Genomic DNA, 20,106 nt, shown 5'->3' with positions numbered 1-20,106 from the left:
GCTTTTTTTACAACGTAACACAATCAGGCGTGGGCACCGGACCTGTGCGAGGCCCCCGAACGTCCACCACCGGAACGACGCGGCGGGCCACCACGGCCACCACCGCCACCATTACGCGGCGGACCACCACGGCCCCGACCACCACCGCCACCCAGAACAGGCGGACGCTGCGTGGAGAACTCGGCTTCTTCCGAATGCCACGGATGGTCACGGACTACGGGAATGGACTTGCCGATTGTTTTTTCAATATCCTTCAGCCACGCGCGCTGTTCCGCATCGCAGAAGGAAACAGCCCAGCCATCGCGCCCGGCACGGGCCGTACGGCCAATACGGTGCACATAGCTTTCCGGCACATTAGGCAGATCGTAGTTGAACACGTGGCTGACTTCATCCACGTCAATCCCGCGGGCAGCAATATCCGTTGCCACCAGAACCTTGACCGAGCCAGCACGGAAGCCCTTCATGGCCCGCTCACGCGCACCCTGAGACTTGTTGCCGTGAATGGCTTCGGCCGTAACGCTGTTCTTGTTCAGGAACTCGGCAACCTTGTTGGCTTCATGCTTCATGAGCGTGAACACCACGGCACGGGCAACCTTGTCAGATTCCACCATGGTCAGCAGTGCATCGCGCTTGTCGCTGGTGCCGTTCACAAACATGATGGCCTGCTGGATACGGTCCACCGTGCTGGACGGCGGGGCCACTTCCACGCGGGCGGGGTTGCTCAGCAGGGAGGCGGCAAGGTCCTCAATGCTCTTGGGCATGGTGGCCGAGAACAGCAGGGTCTGCCGCTGGGCAGGCACATAGCTCATGATCCGGCGAATATCGCGCACAAAGCCCATATCCAGCATGCGGTCGGCTTCGTCCAGCACCAGAACTTCCAGGCCGGAAAGGTCGATATACCCCTGACCGATCAGGTCCAGCAGACGGCCCGGAGCAGCGACCAGCACATCCACGCCACGGCGCATGGCTTCAACCTGCCGCCCCTGCCCCACGCCGCCAAACACCACGGCCTGAGAAAACTTCATGTAACGTGCATATGCTTTAAAGCTGTCGCTGATCTGGGCAACCAGTTCACGCGTGGGCGCCAGCACCAGAACACGTGGCTGCTTGGGCGCTGCAGCCTTGGGGTTATTGTGCAGATGCTGCAGGATCGGCAGTGCAAAAGACGCGGTTTTGCCTGTGCCAGTTTGCGCAAGGCCTAACAGATCACGCCCTTCGAGCAGATGGGGAATGGAACCCGCCTGAATGGGTGTCGGTATTTCGTACCCTTGGTCCGTCAGCGCCTGCAACAGGGGTGCAGCTAGTTTCAGATCCGAAAAAGTAGTCATTTAGGGGCAACCTCTCCATGCACCTGAAAACGAGTCACATCCACCTTATTTTCAGTCACGCACTGCCAAACCAGAATTGAGAACAGAGCAGAACCGTCTCTAAGCCAGACCTTACGGACAGGTCAGCATGAATTTTATTACATTACAGACAGAATAAGAAATTTTCGGAATCATGCATCCCGCGCAGACTGTCTTGGAAGAATTATATAAAAGCAGTGTGAGCGCCCCGCAAGGGTTCCGTACCATATTGGTCCGAAAATAAGCAGCCCGCAGAACCGTTACAACATCTGCAAATCACGATTATCAGACGCCCGATATATACAGGATTTTTATCATATAACTAGTATTTTTAATATATTTTTGCACATACGCCCCATGCGCCACCCACGCCTGGGTAGGTGATTAGCATTCTCAAATCTAACATATTTTTTAGGCTACTGTTAATAACCGCCCATCAATCCAGCTATTTGCGCAACTCCGGCACTGACCCGCGCTAGCGCCTGCGCAGCAGAAACAGAGCCTGTTCACCAAACAGGTTGGCAAGCCGTATGGACCGCCGCCAAGGTGCGCGCTCGCCATCTTCATCCACCGCCAGCCATTTTTCCACGATATATCCGTCCTGACGACAGAGTTCGAGAAAATCCCGAATCGTACAGGGGTGGATATTGGGTGTCTCATACCACGGGGTATGCCATACGGCCGTCATGGGCATACGCCCGCCCAGCAGCAGGCGCAGCCGCAGTTGCCAGTGCCCAAAATTGGGGAAGGACACAATGGCATACCGCCCTATGCGCAGCATCTGCCGCAGCACTTCCCTTGGGCGCTCCACAGCCTGTAATGTGCGCTGGAGCACAACATAATCAAACGAATGGTCGGGATAATAGGCCAGATCGTGGTCCGCATCCCCGTGCACAACGGGCAGGCCGTGGGCTACGGAGCGGGTCACCAGTTCCATGTTCAGTTCAATACCACGGGCATCGCACCCACGTTCGCGGTATAAATGACCGATGAGTGTGCCATCCCCGCTCCCAATGTCGAGCACGCGGGTTTTGGGTTCGATCATGTCCGCAATCAGGCGTTGGTCAAGACGCATCAGGACAACCCCGCATGTTCGGCCACACCGCACAGGAAACCGCGCACCGTGCGGTCAAAATCCGGCTCTTCGAGCAAAAAGGCGTCATGGCCTTTATCTGTTTCAATCTCGACGAATGACACATTGGCAGCAGCCCTGTTCAGGGCACGGGCCAGCGTACGCGCGGCCGAGGTGGGGAACAGCCAGTCCGAGGAAAAAGAGACAACACAAAACCGGACTGCCGTACCAGCAAAGGCCGGGGTCAGGTCCCCATCATGGTCAGCCGCAATATCGAACCAGTCCATGGCCCGCGTGATGCTCAGGTAGGAATTGGCATCAAACCGGCGGACAAAGCTGGAGCCTTGATAACGCAGGTAGGATTCCACCTCAAAAATATCACCGAATGTAGAAACCGGGCCTTCCGGCCCCTGCCCGCCTGCTGGCCCACGGCGCATACGCCGCCCGAACTTGCGGGTCAGTGCTTCTTCCGACAGGTAGGTAATATGCGCCATCATGCGGGCTACGGCCAGCCCGCGCGCAGGCACAACACCCGCCTCCCAGTAGCGCCCGCCCCGCCAGTCCGGGTCGGCTATAATGGCCTGCCGCCCGACCTCGTTAAACGCAATGTTCTGGGCTGAATGGAAAGGTGCTGTGGCTATGGGCATAACAGCCAGCATCATCTGCGGGTAGGTTACGGCCCATTCGAGCACCTGCATGCCCCCCATGGAACCGCCCACCACGGCAAACAGGCGTTCTATGCCCAGACTGTGCACCAGCTTGTGCTGGGCGCGCACCATATCGCGGATGGTAATGGGGGGGAATGCGGTGCCCCATAACTCGCCCGGTGCTTCCTGCCCGTCGGTTCTGGGCGAGCGCGGACCCGTGCTGCCCATGCAGCCACCCAGAACATTGGAACAGATTACAAAAAAGCGGTTTGTATCAATCGGCTTGCCCGGCCCGACCATGCGCTCCCACCAGCCGGGCTTGCCCGTAAGGGGGTGAGCTTCTGCCACATACTGGTCACCCGTAAAGGCGTGGCAGATGAGAATGGCATTGTCTTTGTTGGCCGAAAGCTGGCCATACGTACAATACGCAATATCAACCGGTGCCAGTGTTACACCACAGTCCAGTTCCACCCCTTCGGGGAAACTGGCATGCGGGTGGTCACCAACGGTAAGGGGCGTTGTGCTGTTCATAAACCCGCTGCATTCTCCAACCCGGACAAGCCGGGCAAAAAACCGTGTCAGCCCCGATTATACCAGCACTGCCAGACCGGGGTTTACCGGCCACATATATGGCAGCAGCCGGTGTTGAATAGCTAGTGTTCCATTTTGAGCGCGGCAAGGAAGGCGCTCTGTGGGATTTCCACCTTACCAAACTGGCGCATGCGCTTTTTACCTTCTTTCTGCTTTTCCAGCAGCTTGCGCTTACGCGAGATGTCCCCACCATAACATTTGGCTGTCACATCCTTGGACAGGGCCCCAATGGTTTCACGCGCAATAACGCGGCTGCCAATGGCTGCCTGAATGGCAATTTTGAACAACTGCCGGGGGATAAGGTCTTTCAGGCGCGCGCAAATGGAGCGGCCCCGTGTTTCCGCCGCCGAGCGATGGGCAATGAAGCACAGCGCATCAACCGGTTCCTGATTAACCAGAATGGAAATACGCACGAGATCGCTCTCTTCGTACCCATCCATCTGGTAATCGAAGCTGGCATAACCACGTGTGAGCGACTTGAGCCGGTCGTAGAAGTCAAACACCACTTCGTTCAGGGGCAGGCGGTAAACGGCCATAGCCCGGTTGCCAACATAGGTCAGGTCCACCTGAATACCACGCCGCTCCGTGCACAGGGTCAGCACCGCACCCAGATACTCGTCCGGCACCATGATGTTGGCCTTGATCCATGGTTCCTCGATTTTTTCAATCAGGGAGCCATCGGGCATATCGGCCGGGTTGTGGAGTTCTTCCATCTCTCCGTTAGTGCGGTAAACCTTGTACACAACGGACGGCGCTGTGGCGATCAGGTCAAGATCGAACTCGCGGGACAGACGTTCCTGAATAATTTCCAGATGCAGCAGACCAAGGAAGCCGCAGCGGAAGCCGAAGCCAAGGGCCGCCGATGTTTCTGCCTCGTAGTGGAAAGACGCATCATTCAGGCGCAGCTTGGCAAGGCTGTCACGCAGTTTTTCAAAATCATCCGAGACAATGGGGTAAAGGCCGCACCACACAACCGGAATGGAGGGCTTAAAGCCCGGCAGTGGCGTGGCAGCGGGGCGACGGTCATCGGTGATCGTGTCACCCACATTGCAGTCGGCCACGGTTTTGATGGCGGCGTTGATGAACCCCATCTCGCCCGGACCAAGGCTTTCCACCGATGTCATACGCGGGGCGAACACACCCACCTGATCCACCTGATGCACCGCACCAGAAGACATCATGCGCACCTTCATGCCCCGCTTCAGCCGGCCTTCCTTGATCCGCACAAGCACGATCACGCCCAGATAGGGGTCGTACCAGCTATCGACCAGCATGGCCTGCAACGGTTTTTCCGCATCCCCGGTGGGGGGCGGCAGGCGGGTGACCACGGCTTCCAGAACACCTTCAATGTTCAGGCCGGTCTTGGCCGAGATTTCAACCGCATCATCGGCGGGAATGCCGATCACTTCCTCGATCTGTGCTTTCACGCGCTCAGGTTCTGCCGCGGGCAGGTCCACCTTGTTGAGCACGGGCACAATTTCGTGGTTGGCGTCTATGGCCTGATACACGTTGGCAAGGGTCTGGGCTTCCACCCCCTGGGAGGCATCCACCACCAGAAGCGAACCTTCACACGCGGCCAGAGAGCGGCTGACCTCGTAGGCGAAGTCAACATGTCCGGGCGTGTCCATCAGGTTCAGCACATAGGTCTTGCCATCCTTGGCAGGATAGGTCAGCCGGACGGTCTGCGCTTTAATGGTAATGCCACGCTCCCGCTCCAGATCCATGTTATCAAGAACCTGATTGGTCATCTCGCGGGCAGTCAGGGCTCCACACGCCTGAATCAGGCGGTCGGCCAGAGTGGACTTTCCATGATCGATATGGGCGATGATGGAAAAATTGCGGATGAGCGAAAGGGGTACATCGGTCATGCTGCCCCTTTACGGTAAATAAAGAGAAAAGTCAGCCTGTTCCTCTGCCTTGGGCACCACTTTCGCGCAATTTTTTAACGCACGGGTGCTTTGCCCTGCCCGCACCCCTCCCGCACATGCAGGCTAGAGGGCGTGATTCATGGTGATCTGGCCATTTTTAACAATGTCCGCCAGTGCCGCAGGCCGCCCGAGCAAAAAGCCCTGGGCCTCATCACACCCAGCGGCGTTGAGCATGCTCAACTGGTCTGCGGTTTCGATCCCCTCTGCCATAACCGGAATATCAAACGCCTTGCCCAGAGCCAGCACAGCCCGCACGACTGCCTGCGTATGATCGCTGGTTTGCGCAGCCCCAAAAAACGAACGGTCAATTTTTATGCGGTCAAACGGGAACCTGCGCAGCGTATCGAGCGAGGAATACCCCGTACCAAAATCATCCAGCGCCAGACTGACCCCCATATCCTTGATCTGGTGCAGCACCTGCAAGGCACGGGCCTGATCGGCAATAATGGTCGATTCTGTCAGTTCGAGTTCAAGCCTCTGGGGGGGCAGCCCGGTTTCTTCCAGAACATTGGCTACAATGCGGGCTATGTTGGAATGGACAAACTGCATGCCCGACAGGTTGACCGCAACCGTATAGGGCTGATGCCACCGCACGGCCTCGGCACAAACGGAACGGAGCACCCATTCCCCGATCTGCAGGATCAGATCGCTCTCTTCGGCCAGCGGAATAAAGTCATCGGGCATAATGGTGCCCCGTGTGGGGTGCTGCCACCGCACCAGTGCCTCGTACCCACGGATTTCTCCCGTAGCGATCACCCTTTGCACCTGATAGCAGATGGTTAGCTGCCCCGCCTTGACCGCCTGCCGCAGGTCTGCGGAGAGCTTGCGCCGGGTGCGCACTTTTTCGTCCATCGAGGGTTCATAAAAACACGGATGCCGCCCCGGATCAGCCTTGGCGCGATACATGGCCAGATCGGCATTGTTGATCAGGGTTTCCTTATCCGCTGCATGGTCGGGCCATATGGCCACCCCCAGGCTGGCACCCGGCAGCACTTCCGATTCCTCAAACCGGATGGGCTTGAACAGCACCTCCTCCAGCCTGCGCAAAAACCCCTTGATCTGCTCGGCCGAGACAACACGGCACAGGGCCAGAAACTCATCCCCTCCGGTGCGGGCAATAAACTCGCCGCTATGATCATGCAGCAAACCGCGCAACCGCCGCCCCAGAATACGCAGAACTTCATCCCCGGCCCTATGGCCACGCAGGTCGTTAATTTCCTTAAACCTGTTCAGGTCGATCCCGATCAGCGCCAGCCTGCCGTTGTTCTCCCGCGCCCAGTCCAGCTCAAGGTCGAGGCGTTGATGAAAGTTCAGCCGGTTGGGCAGGCCGGTCAATGTGTCGTTCAGGGCCATACGCCGGAGCTTTTCCACCGACTCTGCCCGTGAACTATCGTCGATCATGCCGCTGACAAGCCCGCCCCCAAGAATAAGGAAGGACATGATGGCAATGGCTGCGGCCAGAACCAGCGAATCTTCAGAATGCCCCATGCTTTCCAAAGCATGCGGCCCCGCCTGCACATGGTAGGCCGCCATACCAATAAAATGGACGGAAAGAACAGCCAGTGCCAGCACACCGGCCATACAGGCAATGGCCCGCCGCCCGGGCCTGACCCCTGCACGCACAGCCAGCACACTCAGTACAATGGCGGCCAGCACCGAAAGCACAAGGCAGGGCATGTTCCATGTTGTCTGCCCCTGTACCCGGTAGGCCAGCATGCCAGTATAATGCATGGCAACAATAGCCAGCCCGACAATGACCCCGCCCATTTCCGGCAGAAAGCGGGCAAACCGGCAGGTCGCCAGCATAAAGCCAACTGTGCTGCCAAAAACGGCAATCAGCAGAGATATGCTGGTCAGCAAGGGGTCAAACCGTGCGGGCGTATCCCCCGCATAACCCAGCATGGCCACAAAATGTGTGCACCAGATTGCAACGCCGCTGGAAAGGGCGGTCAAAAAAAGCCACGCGTACCACTGGTTGTTTTTGGCCCGTAAAGCATGCCGGAACAAAGAGGCGGTGACTGCGGAGCCAGAGATGCATAGCAAGGCAGCTACACAGACCAGCCCGAGGTTATGCTGGCCAATAATGCACCTTACAACCATCATCAGACGCACGCCCCACTTTTTAACATATTGATAAAACAATAAATTTTAAAAAATCTACTGCAATAAACTCAAAACTGACCAAACCCGCGACCAAAACCGCCGCCTTATGCAACATTATTCGGCACAGTTTTTTTAAAAATCAAACACTCTCTGTCCTTTTAAAAATAGTTTTTCTCAAACTGTCATCATGACAATCCTGTGCAGCCATGCCTCCCCTTCCCGCGCAGGGGGCACATGCACCTCCCCCCCGCGAAAAGAGCAGACGGCTGGCCCATCCTGCACATCCAGCATCAACCCCATAACAGGCTCACGGCCTGGGCCGTGCATCAGAACCCGGTCCCCCTCCCGCAGCGGGAGAGAAGGCACCACAACAACTGCCCCACCATCGCGCACGACCGGTTCCATGCCATCGGTGTCCACCCGCACAACATAGGCATCGGGCTCGCCCCACCATTGGCCGGGGGATGCCTCCTGCACCCACACCGGCCCGCAGGGCAGGCCATTCTGGTCAAAAACACCGGTCTGCTGGAGCATGGAATATGCAAGGGTGCGTAACAGCCCGACCCCTTCGGCCGGCGCGGCCGGGTTCAGCCTCTCGCCCGCAACGGAGCGGGCAAAAACTGCCAGCGGCACCTGCAAAACCTCCAGCACCCGCAAAAGCGTGGGGAGCGATGGCCAGCGCATGGCACCATTTGCCCCCACCCTGCGCGAAGGATTGAGCGCCGTGGCATCCAGCCCCGCCGCCCGCGCAAGGGCGGAAGGTGTAAACCCGCGCTCACGCGCAAGCACGTCCAGCGTATGCCAGAAGACCTGCGACTGCGCGATCATGACCGGGAAGATGAATTGGGGGCAGTTTTGCCCTGCTGCCTGAGCACTTCCTGCGCATGGCGGGCCAGCCCTGCATCGGTTGCCACAAAGCGTGACTGCGCTGTGCGCTCTGCCAGCCCCATGCGCTCAAGCCGCTCAAGGCATGGGCCATCCATCAGGCCACAGGGGCGGCCATATGCACCGGCAAGGTAGAGCCTGTGCAGGGCGGAGCGGCAACATGTTTCCAGGTAAGGGTCATTCCACATTCCATGCAGGATCACCGATCCCGCATGGAACTGCAAGGCTTACTCCGTGGCTCTACCCGTTATCAGCGGGGTGCTTCGGGCAGAGCATAAGCCACGATGTAATCCCCTTCCTTTGTGCCAAAGGAGCCATGCCCGCCATCAACCGTCACAACATACTGGCGGCCATTGGCCTCGTACGTCATGGGGGTGGACTGGCCACCTGCGGGCAGGCGATCCGCCCACAGGACCTTGCCGGTCGTAACATCATAGGCACGGATGTAATAATCGGCTGTGGAGGTCAGGAACGCGACCCCACCCGCTGTGATGATCGGCCCGCCAAGGGAGGGAATACCCACCTTAAAGCCCAATGGCAGGGGGGAGCTGTCCCGCGTTGTGCCGTTCCGGTGCTGCCAGATAATACTGTTGGTCTTCAGGTCCACCCCAGCCACATAGCCCCAGCCGGGCTGCTTGCACGGAATACCAAGGGGGGACAGGAACGGATGCAGCTCCACCCCGAACGGTGTGCCGTACTGAGGTTGCAACCCGTTCTCTCCCCCGCTTGCGGCAGGGTCATGCGTGGTTGGCGGCACAACCTGATTATCAGTCGGGCGCGGCACAAGGCGGGAGACAAAGGGAATGGCAATGGGGTTGGCAAACGCCACCTGCCGCACGGGGTCCACGGCCAGACCACCCCATTCAAACATGCCCAGATTACCGGGGAAAACCAGCGTGCCCTGCACGGAGGGCGGCGTAAACGGCCCTTCGTAACGCAACTTCTTGAACATGATCCGGCACACCAGCTGGTCCAGCATGGTGGCACCCCACATATCCCCATCCGTCAGCTTGTTTTTGGGGCGGAAGGTCAGCTGAGAAAACGGCTGGGTTGCCCAGACATGGTCGCCCTGTGCGGCACCCTGCGGCACAGGCTGCTCGGGGGCAGGCACCAGCAGTTGCCCGTTACGGCGGTCGAGCACAAAAATATTGCCTGTTTTGGCCGGAGCATACAGCGCGGGAATAACCGTGCCATCTTCCTGCCTGAAGTCGATCAGGCTGGGCTGGGCCGGTACATCCATGTCCCACAGGTCGTGGTGGACCGTCTGGTAGAACCAGACCTTGTGCCCTGTCTGGGCATCCAGCGCCAGAATGCCTGATGCGTACCGCTCCTGCACATCTGTCCGTTTGCCACCCCATATGTCGGGCGTTGCCACACCGGTAGGAATGTAAAGCAGGCCCAGCTTGGCATCATAAGCTGAAACAATCCACGAATTGGGGGAATTGGGTGTGTATTCGTGGCTGTCGGAGGGGAGCTGGTTCGGGTCCTCATTCCCCGGGTCAAACGCCCAGACCAGCTTGCCGCTATACAGGTCATACGCCCGCGTCACACCCGAGGGTTCGTGCGTGGAGTAGTTATCCGTAACCGCGCCAGAGATAATGACAAACTTGTCCGTCACCACAGGGGGGGATGTCGGTTCATAAAACCCAAGGACACGCATGGGCATGCCCTCGGTCAGGTCCACAATACCCTTATTGCCAAACGCCGGGCACACCTGACCCGTTTTTGCGTCCAGCGCCATCAGTCGCCCGTCATTGGTTGGCAGGAAAATACGCTCTGCACAGGACACAGGCGTTGCCGCACCGTCCTGCACCTCTGCACCATCTGCGGCACGAGGGGGTGTTACAGCATAGGACACGCCACGGCAGGTCAGATGCTGGAATGTCGGGTTAACCACCAGCTTGGGGTCAAACCGCCAGACCTGCTTGCCGGTCGCTGCATCCAGCGCAAACACAACCTGATGGGGGGAACACAGGTAGAGCGTGTTGCCAACCTTGATCGGGGTTGTCTCATCCGTGACTTCCACCGGATCATCCGGTCCGCGCAGGTCGTGGGTTCTAAAGGTCCAGGCAACCTTGAGCTTGTCTACATTGCCCGTGGTAATCTGATTAAGGGGGGAATAACGGTCCCCCGCCTGCGTGCGCCCATAGGATGGCCAGTCCTGCGCTGGCACAGCAGCCGCATCCCCCGGAAGCTGCACACCTGCGTAAACAGCCTGCGCACGGGGGAGCACGCCCGCCATATCCTGCGGGTCCTGCGTGAGTGCGTAACCATACACACCCAAACCGGCCACAATAACCGCCAGCAGGGGAACACGGTTCCAGATGGATGCCGGCTGCAACGCGCCTGCAACAAAAGGCAGCAGCAGCCATACCCCTAGCGGTAAAATAATATCCCCTCTGGGGGCGAGTGCCCAGAAGTCAAACCCCGCCTCGGCCACGGACCAGACCAGTGTGCCCGCGGCAACGGCCGCATAAAGCCACAATGCCTCGCGCCGCTGCGCCCAGAGCAGCCCACCTGTGGCCATAAGGGCCAAGCCGCATACTGCATAAAAAGCAGAGCCACCCAGCACGGCCAGCCAGCCGCCTCCCCCCGCCAGAACAAAACCAAGCACAACGCAGAGCAGCGCCGTGATTTTTGACAGACTATGGGAACGGCCGCCTTGCATGACCGGCATTCTCCTTGCGTTACAGAAAACCATTTTGTGGGATGGAAACGGTTATTCAGAGTTGATCAATGTTATTTCCGAAAAAATCTAGCATATTATAATCGAAAAATGAATAAGTTTTCATTTCAGGATAAATCATAAAAAAAACGCGGCCCCCGTGTGGGAGCCGCGCCTTTTATTCATCCATTCCTTAGCCCCTGAGGGCCAGGGATTAGACGGAGTAGTACATTTCGAACTCAACCGGGTGCGGCGTGTGTTCAAAGCGGTACACATCATTCCATTTCAGGGTGATGTAGCTTTCAATCTGGTCTTTGGTGAACACGCCACCAGCCAGCAGGAACTCGTGATCAGCGGTCAGAGCTTCCAGCGCTTCACGCAGGGAGCCGGCAACTGTCGGGATCTGCTTCAGCTCTTCGGGCGGCAGGTCGTACAGATCTTTGTCCATGGCATCGCCAGGGTGGATCTTGTTCTTGATACCGTCCAGACCCGCCATCAGCATTGCGGAGAATGCCAGATAAGGGTTAGCCGTGGGGTCGGGGAAGCGCACTTCAACGCGCTTGGCCTTCGGGCTGGTTGCGTACGGAATACGGCAAGAAGCGGAGCGGTTGCGGGCAGAGTATGCCAGCAGCACGGGGGCTTCAAAGCCCGGGATCAAACGCTTGTAGGAGTTGGTGGACGGGTTGGTAAAGGCGTTCAGCGCCTTGGCATGCTTGATGATACCGCCGATGTAGTACAGCGCCGTATCGGACAGGTCCGCATAGCCATTGCCAGCAAAGGTGGACTTGCCGTCTTTCCAGATGGACTGGTGGACATGCATGCCCGAGCCGTTATCGCCAAAGATCGGCTTCGGCATGAACGTGGCGGTCTTGCCATAGGAGTGCGCCACGTTGTGCACACAGTATTTGTAAATCTGCATGAAGTCGGCGGAGCGGACCAGCGTTTCAAACTTGGTGCCAAGTTCGTGCTGGGACTGCGCAACCTCATGGTGGTGCTTTTCAATGGCCAGGCCCATTTCGCCCATGGTTGCCAGCATTTCAGCGCGCAGGTCGCTTTCGCTGTCAACGGGAGCAACGGGGAAGTAACCACCCTTTACACCGGGGCGATGGCCCATGTTGCCTTCGGGGTAGTCCTTGAGGGACGCATCAGGCCCTTCGATGCTGTCGAGCTGGTAGGTGCCGTAGTTGGGACCCGTGCCGAACTGGACGTTATCGAAAATGAAGAACTCGGCTTCGGGGCCAAAGAAGGCCGTGTCACCCAGACCGGAGGACTTCAGGTACTGCTCGGCCAGCTTGGCGGTGGAACGGGGGTCGCGGTTATAGGGCTGCCCGGTGGACGGCTCGATAATATCGCAGAACAGGATAAGCTGGGGACGGGCGGAAAAGGGGTCCATAACAGCCGATGTGGGATCGGGCAGCAGAACCATGTCGCTTTCGTTAATGGCTTTCCAGCCTGCGATGGAAGACCCGTCGAACATAAAGCCGTCGGTAAAGCTGTCTTCCTCAATGGTGCTGACGTGCTGGCACGTGTGCTGCCATTTGCCGTGCGTGTCCGTAAACCGCAGGTCAACCAGTTCGACCGAATGTTCCTGAATCAGGTCAAAAACCTTGGCAATTGCAGCAGCCTTGCTGTCGCCCGCCGAAGCTGTTTTCTTCACCATGCTCTCTTCACCTAAAAAGCCTGTTTATGTTCCGCACCCTGCGGAAACATGCTGTGGAATTGTGGAGCCCGCCTTGCCCGAGCCTGCTGACATGCAGCAGGGATCAGATCGCGTCTTCTCCTCGCTCACCCGTGCGGATTCGAACTACATCATCCACCGGGATCACGAAAATTTTGCCATCACCGATCCGTCCGGTGCGCGCAGCCGTGGAGATAGCCTCCACAGCCCGTTCCACCATGGAAGCGGGACAGACAACCTCGATTTTCATCTTTGGAAGAAAGTCAACAATGTATTCAGCGCCGCGATAAAGCTCTGTATGGCCTTTCTGGCGTCCGAAACCCTTGGCTTCGATCACGGTAATACCCTGCAACCCGAGCTCGTGAAGGGCTTCCTTCACTTCATCAAGCTTGAAGGGCTTTATAATGGCCTCGATCTTTTTCATCTCGCGTCGTCAACACACCGTTGCTGGACCCGCATGGGGGCCTGTACTCTCTTGTTGTTTTGCCTGACCCGTTACAAACCTCAGGCACCAGACCCGAACACACTTGCACGGCTTGACCCGTCGGGCAATCGGGTAGATGCGGATTTGTATCGGTAAAGCATTAAACAGAAGTTTCATCCCGACCGTTTCGGTTCCGTCTCCTTCTTTCTTCTTTTCCGCCTGCCGGGCAAGGGAATTTGTAATGACAAAAGCTTTTAACAGGCAGTTTGCCGATCTTCCTGTTACAATTTTTACGGTCATGTCCGCTCTGGCCCGCCAGCATGGCGCCATTAACCTCGGGCAGGGTTTTCCTGACCAGGAAGGCCCGCAGGACATGATTCGCCTTGCAGCCGATGCCCTGCTTGACGGACAGAACCAGTATGCACCCCTGACAGGACTACCCGAACTGCGCGCGGCCGTGGCACAGGCCAACCTGCGCTTTCACGGCATTGCGGTCGATGCCGATTCGGAAGTCGTGGTCACGTCCGGCGCAACGGAAGCACTGGCTGCATCCCTCATGGCCCTGATCGAGCCGGGGGATGAAGTGGTGCTGATGGAACCGTTATACGACACCTACCTGCCCGTTATCCGCCAGCTGGGCGGCGTGCCGCGCATTGTGCGGCTACAGGCACCAGACTGGGCATTGCCCCGGCAAGCACTGGCTGATGCTTTTTCCGACCGCACCAAGGCAATTATCCTCAACTCCCCCATGAACCCGACCGGCAAGGTGTTCACGGCGGACGAACTGGCCTTTATTGCCACGCTGGTACAGCAGCACGATACGTTCGCCATCTGCGATGAGGTTTACGAACATCTGGTGTTCAACACCCCGCACATCTCGCTCATGTCGCTGCCCGGCATGCGTGAGCGCTGCGTGCGTATTGGAAGTGCAGGCAAGAGTTTTTCCCTGACCGGCTGGAAGGTGGGCTACGCCACGGCCCCTGCCCCACTGGCTGCCGTTATTGCCAAGGCGCACCAGAACCTTGTGTTTGCCACCCCACCCAACCTGCAACGCGCCGTAGCATTTGGGCTGAACAAGGATACAGCCTATTTTACCACTCTTGCGCAGGACATGGCCACGCAGGGGGCAATCCTTGCCTCCGGCCTGCAACGCTTGGGCTTTGGTGTGCTGCCTTATCAGGGGAGCTACTTTATCATGGCCGACATTACCCCACTGGCCAACGGGCAGGACGATGTGGCCTTTACCCGCATACTTACGGAGCAGGCGCGTGTTACTGCCATTCCCGCTTCCGCATTTTATGCAGCCGAGCCGCCCCGCAACCTGATCCGCTTTGCCTTTTGCAAACGCCCCGCGGTGCTCATGGAAGCACTGAACCGTCTGGAGGCATGGAAAAACCGGTAAAACGGTTTTTTCCACCAATTCCGCAATTATCCAATTGACGGACCACACTCTTTTCTCTAAACGTCCGCTTGCTGTGCGGCGGACGTAGCTCAGCTGGTAGAGCGCCGGTTTGTGGTACCGGTGGTCGCGGGTTCAAGTCCCGTCGTTCGCCCCAGCATATTCCCTTTTAAAATCAGGTTTTCCAAAACCACCAGCCCCTAGGCTGCCATAACGGCGGCACAGGCGCTACCAGAACACGTCCCGCACACAAAAAAATGCAGGCAACAGGCTGGTTCAGGCCAGAATCCCGGTTTGGTGTATTTTCCAACACCGTGGCAATGGCATAAAACCACACAATGCAAAGCACGTTGCCCCCCATAAGCCTGCTCGCCCTGATCATGCTTCCGGCCTGCACTACCCCTGTGGCCCCACCCAACACGCCACCGGCTGAAGCCGCATTGTATCGGGCCAAACAGACTTGCCTAGACACCTACCAGACCCGCCCCGGACAGGTTGCCAAGGATAACATGAGCAAGCTGATGACCTGCCTTGCCAGAGCCACCCAAAAATACGGGCGACAGGCTTATGGTCCCTATGCCCCCATTTATATGGATGGTGCCTCAAAAGGGGTGGAAGCCGCCCGGCACCTGCGCGAAGGCATTTACACCCCCGACCAGTTCGGGAGTGAGATCGGGCTTATTCAGGAGCAGGAAAATTCGGCCCTTGTGCAACAAAAAGCACAGATGAACACCCCGATGGACCCTATTTTGCAGCCAGTCCCTGCCGCCCCAAACCGTTAACCCGCACCCGGCCACAAGGCAGGAGCCTTACGGAACCACCACGCCCTGCGGACCTGACCGGAATGTGATGAACCGGGCCAACCGGGCATAAAAACGGCCTGTTCCCGCCAGATAACCGCATAAAGCCAATACCCCTGTCCCGAATGTGAAGTGCGGAGCTGTTTACGGCTGCGGCAAGCTGTTCAATCCATACAGTGCATGACGCTCATACATATTGCGCAGCATTTGTGAGAACGAACAAGAAAACCATGTCGGAAATGGATTGGTAATCATGGCTAAAATCAAGGTCAAAAACCCGGTTGTGGAAATGGACGGGGATGAAATGACCCGCATTATCTGGCACTTCATCCGCGAGCGGCTGATCCTGCCTTATCTGGATATTGACCTCAAATACTACGATCTGGGCATTGAACACCGCGACGCCACGAATGATCAGGTCACCGTTGATGCCGCTGAAGCCACAAAGCGCTACGGCGTGGCGGTCAAGTGCGCCACCATCACACCGGACGAAGCCCGGGTGAAGGAATTCGGCCTGAAAAAAATGTATCGCTCCCCCAATGGCACCATCCGGAACATTCTGGACGGCACCATTTTCCGCGAGCCCATCATCTGCTCCAACGTGCCCCGTCTGGTGCCTCACTGGACAAAGCCGATCGTGATTGGCCGCCATGCCTACGGAGACATCTACCGCGCAGCGGAAACAAAAATTCCCGGCCCCGGCAAGGTCACGCTGAACTATGTGCCAGATGACGGGGGAGAGCCCATTACGCTGGATGTGCATGACTTCAAAGGCCCCGGTGTAACGCTGGGCATGCACAACACCCGTGCATCCATTGAAGGGTTTGCCCGGGCTTCCCTCTCCTACGGGCGCGACCGCGGTCTGCCGGTTTACCTGTCCACCAAAAACACCATTCTCAAAGCCTATGACGGCATGTTCAAGGACGTGTTCGCCGAGGTGTATGAAAACGAGTTCAAGGCCGAATTTGAAAAACTGGGCCTGACCTACGAACACCGCCTGATTGATGACATGGTGGCCTGTGCCCTCAAATGGCCCGGTGGCTATGTGTGGGCCTGCAAGAACTACGACGGCGATGTGGAAAGCGACATTGTAGCACAAGGCTTTGGCAGCCTTGGCCTGATGACATCCGTCCTGCTCAGCCCCTCTGGCGATGTGGTGGAAGCCGAAGCCGCCCACGGCACGGTAACCCGCCATTACCGCGAACACCAAAAGGGCAACCCCACCAGCACCAACCCCATTGCTTCCATTTTTGCATGGACTCGCGGGCTGGCTTATCGCGGCCGGTTTGATAACACTCCGGACGTAGTGCACTTTGCCAACACACTGGAAAAAGTGTGCATTGATACGGTGGAAGCCGGACAGATGACCAAGGACCTTGCCCAGCTTGTTGGCAAAAACGCCCAGTGGCTCAACACTCAGGACTTCCTGGATGTGCTGGACGCACGGCTGAAAAAAGAACTGGCCAAAGCCTGAACCCCATACCGGCAGGCCCGCACACTGCGGGCCTGCTTTTTACTCCCCCCACCAGCAAGCACCGCAGAGCCTGCCAAATATGCCAAAGGTCATGCCATTTGCCATTGCGTCCAAACCGGCGCTGACGCAAAACAGGGCTTTGAATCTTAGCATAACCTTAAGAGCAGGACCCTGCGCATGTCAGTCATCCCCGCAGAAACAGACGTAGCCATTATAGGGGCAGGCCCGGCCGGGCTGTTTGCCGCTTTCCAATGCGCCATGCTGCGCCTGCGCTGCGTGCTCATTGATGTTCTGCCCGAAGTGGGCGGCCAGTGCGCGGCCCTTTACCCCGAAAAACCGATTTACGACATTCCCGCCTGCCCCGCCGTGGAAGGGGCCGAACTGATTGCCAATCTGGAACGCCAGATTGCCCCGTTTGATATTCCCCGCCTGCTCAAGCACCGGGTCGAAGGGCTGAGCGGCCAGCGCGGGGACTTCTCGCTCACCACGGACAAAGGCGCTCAACTGCACGCCAAGGCCGTGATTATTGCCGCCGGTGCTGGCGCTTTTGGCCCCAACCGCCCCCCACTGGATGGCCTTGGTGCGTATGAGGAAAGTGGCGCGGTACAATACTATGTGCGCCGCAAGGCAGACTTCCAGAACAAGCGCATCGTGATTGCTGGCGGCGGGGATTCCGCACTGGACTGGGCGCTCTCCCTCAAGGACACAGCTGCAAAGCTTTATCTGGTACACCGGCGCGACCGCTTCCGTGGTGCACCGGAAAGCCTGCGCCAGCTGGATGAAGCCGTAGCCGCCGGGCAGATTGAAAAAGTGGTGCCCTACCAGCTCCACGGCCTGCAAGGCACCAATGGCGCGCTGAACGGCGTGGATGTGATTGACATGGACGGCGCCACCCGCACGCTGGAAGCCGATGTGCTGCTGCCCTTCTTTGGTCTGGCAACCGACCTTGGCCCCGTTGCCCGCTGGGGAATGGATACCCAGCGCTCCACCATTCCCGTCACCCCCTCCAATTGCGAAACAAGCCTTGCTGGCATTTTTGCTATTGGGGATGTGGCAACCTACCCCGGCAAGCTCAAGCTGATCCTGCAAGGCTTTAGCGAGGCTGCCATGGCCGCCCACGCCATTCACCCCATTATTTACCCCGAGCAGGCCCTGCATTTTGAATATTCGACCAGCAAGGGCGTTCCTGCCGCGTAATCTGCGCCATTCGACCTGCCGGGCAGCCTGCCATAATGCCACCGCCTTTGCCGGGTAGGGGGTAAAGGCAGGGTGTCCCGCAGGCCCCGCTTCCATACTGGCGGGAGAGTTCTCTCCCATCCTCTTATAAGGATGAAGCCGTGAAAATCATTATCCTTGGCGCAGGCGTGGTTGGCGTAACCTCTGCTTGGTACCTCAACGCCCTGGGGCATGACGTAACCGTTATAGACCGCCAGCCCGCCCCTGCCCTGGAAACATCTTTTGCCAATGCGGGTCAGGTTTCACCCGGCTATTCCTCCCCCTGGGCAGCACCCGGCCTGCCCTGGCAGGCCATGACATGGATGCTGCACCCCCGCCACAGCCCGCTGGTCATTCGCAAACGGCTGGACCTGGCCATGCTGCGCTGGCTGCGGCAACTGTTGAAAAACTGCAACGCGCAGTCTTACGCACTCAACAAGGCCCGCATGCTCCGCGTGGCCGAATACAGCCGCGATTGCCTTGACGCCCTGCGCGAAGAAACCGGCATGACCTATGATGACCGGCAGCAAGGGCTGATCCAGCTTTTCCGGACGGACCAGCAGATCAGCAAAAGCCAGCGCGACATGCGCCTGCTGGCCGAAAGCGGCATACCCCACCAGTTACTTGGCGTGGACGATATTCTGGACCAAGAACCGGGGCTACGCCATGCAGCCCATCTGCTCAAAGGGGGGCTGTTCCTCCCCAATGACCAGTCGGGGGATGCGCATATCTTTACCCAAAGGCTGGCCCGCATGGCCGAAGCCAAAGGGGTGCGCTTTCTTTACAACACCACCATCAAGGGGCTGGATGCCACGGCAGGCACGGTTGTTTCCGTCAGGACCAGTGCCGGGCACCTGAGCGCAGATGCCTATGTTATGGCGCTGGGCAGCTACAGCGCCCGCCTGCTACGCCCACTTGGGCTACATCTGCCGATATACCCCGTTAAAGGCTATTCCCTGACTCTCCCCTTAACAGATGAGAGCCACGCCCCGGCTTCTACGGTAAATGATGCGTTCTACAAAGTATCCATCACACGGCTGGGCAACCGGATACGGGTGGGCGGCACGGCGGAACTGACCGGGTATAACCTCAAGCTCAGCCCCGACCGGCGGGAAACACTTGAACTCTCTTTTTCCGAACTCTATGGCGGGGGCGACCTGAGTGCCGCCACATACTGGACCGGCCTGCGCCCCTGCACACCCGACGGCACACCCATTATTGGCCCGGCCACGCCCTTTGGGAACCTGTGGCTCAACACAGGCCACGGCACATTAGGCTGGACCATGGCCTGCGGCTCCGGCCGCCTGATAGCAGACATGATTGATGGCCGCAAAACCGATATTCCTGCGTTGGATCTGGCTTTAACCCGCTACGGTTAAACGGCGGCCACCAGCCAGCAGACACAAGAAAAGGGCCGGAGAATTTCTTCCCCGGCCCTTTTACTTTAAGGCTCTTATGCCTCCACATCACCAGTGGGCTGGCTTATGCCACCCCACCGCTGGATATGGCAGACTTACTGAGCGGATTCAGCAGCCGGAGCAGCTTCACCTTCAGCAGCCTTCTTGGCGCCTTTTTTGGCGTGGTGCTTGCTGCCATGCTTGGCATGCTTTGCGTGCTTTTCAGCTTTCTTGCCTTCTTCAGCTGCTGCTGCGGGAGCTGCGGCTTCAGGAGCGGCGGGAGCTGCAACAGCCGGTGCGGAGGGAGCAGCAGGCGCTGCAGGTGCTGCGACTTCCTGTGCGAAGGAAGGAGCGGCAGCGCCCATCAGAGCGACTGTGGAAAGAGCTGCGAGCAGACGACGAGAAATCATTTCTTAAATCTCCAATACAACCGGCCAGAATTCCTTGAGTTTTACTGCACCATCCCGTGCAAAAAACATCAG

The 20,106-nt window shown here is 58.2% G+C and carries 16 protein-coding genes and 1 tRNA gene; 6 read left to right on the top strand and 11 right to left on the bottom strand.

From position 1 onward, the window contains the following. Positions 1-23: 23 nt before the first annotated feature. The 10 genes from HK20_RS00715 to HK20_RS00670 form a co-directional block, all read right to left on the bottom strand. Positions 24-1,328, bottom strand: coding sequence for a DEAD/DEAH box helicase (locus tag HK20_RS00715; protein WP_086645193.1), 1,305 nt, complete (start codon positions 1,326-1,328; stop codon positions 24-26). Positions 1,329-1,821: 493 nt separating this feature from the next. Further along, positions 1,822-2,421, bottom strand: a complete 600-nt coding sequence (gene metW, locus HK20_RS00710; protein ID WP_086645192.1) for a methionine biosynthesis protein MetW — start codon at positions 2,419-2,421, stop codon at positions 1,822-1,824. Next, entirely contained in the window at positions 2,421-3,596 is a 1,176-nt protein-coding gene (locus tag HK20_RS00705; RefSeq protein WP_086645191.1) for a homoserine O-acetyltransferase, read from the bottom strand. Before HK20_RS00705 ends, metW begins: the two co-directional genes overlap by 1 nt. Positions 3,597-3,718: 122 nt before the next feature. Further along, the gene (gene lepA, locus HK20_RS00700; protein ID WP_086645190.1) at positions 3,719-5,524 is read right to left on the bottom strand and encodes a translation elongation factor 4; all 1,806 of its coding nucleotides are present in this window, start codon (positions 5,522-5,524) and stop codon (positions 3,719-3,721) included. Positions 5,525-5,647: 123 nt separating this feature from the next. Beyond that, entirely contained in the window at positions 5,648-7,687 is a 2,040-nt protein-coding gene (locus HK20_RS00695) for a bifunctional diguanylate cyclase/phosphodiesterase (RefSeq protein WP_086645189.1), read from the bottom strand. A gap of 174 nt (positions 7,688-7,861) precedes the next feature. Next, the gene (locus HK20_RS00690; protein WP_086645188.1) at positions 7,862-8,515 is read right to left on the bottom strand and encodes a helix-turn-helix transcriptional regulator; all 654 of its coding nucleotides are present in this window, start codon (positions 8,513-8,515) and stop codon (positions 7,862-7,864) included. Further along, complete coding sequence (locus tag HK20_RS00685; RefSeq protein ID WP_086645187.1) at positions 8,512-8,760, bottom strand: hypothetical protein; 249 nt, start codon at positions 8,758-8,760, stop codon at positions 8,512-8,514. Before HK20_RS00685 ends, HK20_RS00690 begins: the two co-directional genes overlap by 4 nt. Positions 8,761-8,822: 62 nt before the next feature. Beyond that, positions 8,823-11,240, bottom strand: a complete 2,418-nt coding sequence (locus HK20_RS00680; protein WP_369822990.1) for a glucose/quinate/shikimate family membrane-bound PQQ-dependent dehydrogenase — start codon at positions 11,238-11,240, stop codon at positions 8,823-8,825. A gap of 211 nt (positions 11,241-11,451) precedes the next feature. Continuing rightward, entirely contained in the window at positions 11,452-12,897 is a 1,446-nt protein-coding gene (gene glnA / locus HK20_RS00675) for a type I glutamate--ammonia ligase (RefSeq protein ID WP_086645185.1), read from the bottom strand. A 103-nt stretch (positions 12,898-13,000) separates the two neighbouring features. Further along, complete coding sequence (locus HK20_RS00670) at positions 13,001-13,339, bottom strand: P-II family nitrogen regulator (RefSeq protein ID WP_025826259.1); 339 nt, start codon at positions 13,337-13,339, stop codon at positions 13,001-13,003. Positions 13,340-13,580: 241 nt separating this feature from the next. On the opposite strand from HK20_RS00670, the gene HK20_RS00665 reads away from it, so the two are divergent. The 6 genes from HK20_RS00665 to HK20_RS00640 all read left to right on the top strand — a co-directional run bounded on the left by HK20_RS00665 (position 13,581) and on the right by HK20_RS00640 (position 19,606). Then, the gene (locus tag HK20_RS00665; RefSeq protein ID WP_086645184.1) at positions 13,581-14,741 is read left to right on the top strand and encodes an aminotransferase; all 1,161 of its coding nucleotides are present in this window, start codon (positions 13,581-13,583) and stop codon (positions 14,739-14,741) included. 78 nt (positions 14,742-14,819) lie between these two features. After that, positions 14,820-14,895: transfer RNA gene (locus HK20_RS00660), tRNA-His, on the top strand. A gap of 181 nt (positions 14,896-15,076) precedes the next feature. Beyond that, entirely contained in the window at positions 15,077-15,520 is a 444-nt protein-coding gene (locus HK20_RS00655) for a hypothetical protein (protein WP_086645183.1), read from the top strand. A 271-nt stretch (positions 15,521-15,791) separates the two neighbouring features. Beyond that, positions 15,792-17,012: an NADP-dependent isocitrate dehydrogenase gene (locus tag HK20_RS00650; RefSeq protein ID WP_086645182.1), complete on the top strand. Its 1,221-nt coding sequence runs from the start codon at positions 15,792-15,794 to the stop codon at positions 17,010-17,012. A 177-nt stretch (positions 17,013-17,189) separates the two neighbouring features. Further along, positions 17,190-18,209, top strand: coding sequence for an NAD(P)/FAD-dependent oxidoreductase (locus HK20_RS00645; RefSeq protein WP_086645181.1), 1,020 nt, complete (start codon positions 17,190-17,192; stop codon positions 18,207-18,209). A 140-nt stretch (positions 18,210-18,349) separates the two neighbouring features. Further along, positions 18,350-19,606 (top strand): D-amino acid dehydrogenase, encoded by a 1,257-nt coding sequence (locus tag HK20_RS00640; RefSeq protein ID WP_086645180.1) that lies wholly within the window; start codon positions 18,350-18,352, stop codon positions 19,604-19,606. 134 nt (positions 19,607-19,740) lie between these two features. Here HK20_RS00640 and HK20_RS00635 read toward each other — a convergent pair whose 3' ends face one another. Next, entirely contained in the window at positions 19,741-20,034 is a 294-nt protein-coding gene (locus HK20_RS00635; RefSeq protein ID WP_086645179.1) for a hypothetical protein, read from the bottom strand. Between the last annotated feature and the right edge of the window lie 72 nt (positions 20,035-20,106).

The organism is Acetobacter sp. DsW_54, assembly GCF_002153575.1.
GTDB lineage: Bacteria > Pseudomonadota > Alphaproteobacteria > Acetobacterales > Acetobacteraceae > Acetobacter > Acetobacter fabarum.
The sequence above is the reverse complement of the archived record's forward strand: the minus strand, read 5'-3'. Positions and strand labels throughout refer to the sequence as shown.

What these genes read in the sequence shown, in the direction of transcription:
- glnA (WP_086645185.1), bottom strand. Translation starts at nt 12,897, where the DNA reads ATGGTGAAGAAAACAGCTTCGGCGGGCGACAGCAAGGCTGCTGCAATT.
- HK20_RS00645 (WP_086645181.1), top strand. Translation starts at nt 17,190, where the DNA reads ATGTCAGTCATCCCCGCAGAAACAGACGTAGCCATTATAGGGGCAGGC.
- HK20_RS00695 (WP_086645189.1), bottom strand. Translation starts at nt 7,687, where the DNA reads ATGATGGTTGTAAGGTGCATTATTGGCCAGCATAACCTCGGGCTGGTC.
- HK20_RS00705 (WP_086645191.1), bottom strand. Translation starts at nt 3,596, where the DNA reads ATGAACAGCACAACGCCCCTTACCGTTGGTGACCACCCGCATGCCAGT.
- HK20_RS00670 (WP_025826259.1), bottom strand. Translation starts at nt 13,339, where the DNA reads ATGAAAAAGATCGAGGCCATTATAAAGCCCTTCAAGCTTGATGAAGTG.
- HK20_RS00655 (WP_086645183.1), top strand. Translation starts at nt 15,077, where the DNA reads ATGCAAAGCACGTTGCCCCCCATAAGCCTGCTCGCCCTGATCATGCTT.
- metW (WP_086645192.1), bottom strand. Translation starts at nt 2,421, where the DNA reads ATGCGTCTTGACCAACGCCTGATTGCGGACATGATCGAACCCAAAACC.
- HK20_RS00650 (WP_086645182.1), top strand. Translation starts at nt 15,792, where the DNA reads ATGGCTAAAATCAAGGTCAAAAACCCGGTTGTGGAAATGGACGGGGAT.
- HK20_RS00680 (WP_369822990.1), bottom strand. Translation starts at nt 11,240, where the DNA reads ATGCAAGGCGGCCGTTCCCATAGTCTGTCAAAAATCACGGCGCTGCTC.
- HK20_RS00665 (WP_086645184.1), top strand. Translation starts at nt 13,581, where the DNA reads ATGACAAAAGCTTTTAACAGGCAGTTTGCCGATCTTCCTGTTACAATT.
- HK20_RS00635 (WP_086645179.1), bottom strand. Translation starts at nt 20,034, where the DNA reads ATGATTTCTCGTCGTCTGCTCGCAGCTCTTTCCACAGTCGCTCTGATG.
- lepA (WP_086645190.1), bottom strand. Translation starts at nt 5,524, where the DNA reads ATGACCGATGTACCCCTTTCGCTCATCCGCAATTTTTCCATCATCGCC.
- HK20_RS00685 (WP_086645187.1), bottom strand. Translation starts at nt 8,760, where the DNA reads ATGTGGAATGACCCTTACCTGGAAACATGTTGCCGCTCCGCCCTGCAC.
- HK20_RS00715 (WP_086645193.1), bottom strand. Translation starts at nt 1,328, where the DNA reads ATGACTACTTTTTCGGATCTGAAACTAGCTGCACCCCTGTTGCAGGCG.
- HK20_RS00690 (WP_086645188.1), bottom strand. Translation starts at nt 8,515, where the DNA reads ATGATCGCGCAGTCGCAGGTCTTCTGGCATACGCTGGACGTGCTTGCG.